The organism is Hungatella sp. SL.1.14 (genome assembly GCF_024460495.1).
Taxonomy (GTDB): domain Bacteria; phylum Bacillota; class Clostridia; order Lachnospirales; family Lachnospiraceae; genus Hungatella; species Hungatella hathewayi.
On sequence record NZ_JANFYJ010000316.1, the window covers coordinates 1 to 303 of the forward strand.

Genomic DNA, 303 nt, shown 5'->3' on the forward strand with positions numbered 1-303 from the left:
CTTTCTGCGGCTTCTGGTACCCGACCTCCTCGGAAATAAAGGAGTTCTTAAAATACTGGTCCAGACCGGAATCCGCCATCCGCATCTTCTGAGTCTCTGTAAAACCGTTTGTCACCACATACGGATCATACCGGTCCTGTAAATACGTAAGCACCTCCACGGCTTCCGGCATGACGATGGCGGTATGATTCAGGATTTCTCTGTATCTGTGCTCAGTCTGTATCCCGTCAGCACTGATGCTATGGGCCTCAAACACGGCGCCGAATCTGGTATCCGTGATATGGTCTTTCGTAATGAGACCTT

Annotated in this window: 1 protein-coding gene; it reads right to left on the reverse strand. The window is 50.2% G+C overall.

Features of this window, described 5'->3' with window-relative positions:
- A partial coding sequence (locus NE473_RS31160; RefSeq protein ID WP_256265647.1) for an HAD family hydrolase occupies positions 1-303 on the reverse strand: 303 nt, incomplete at both ends.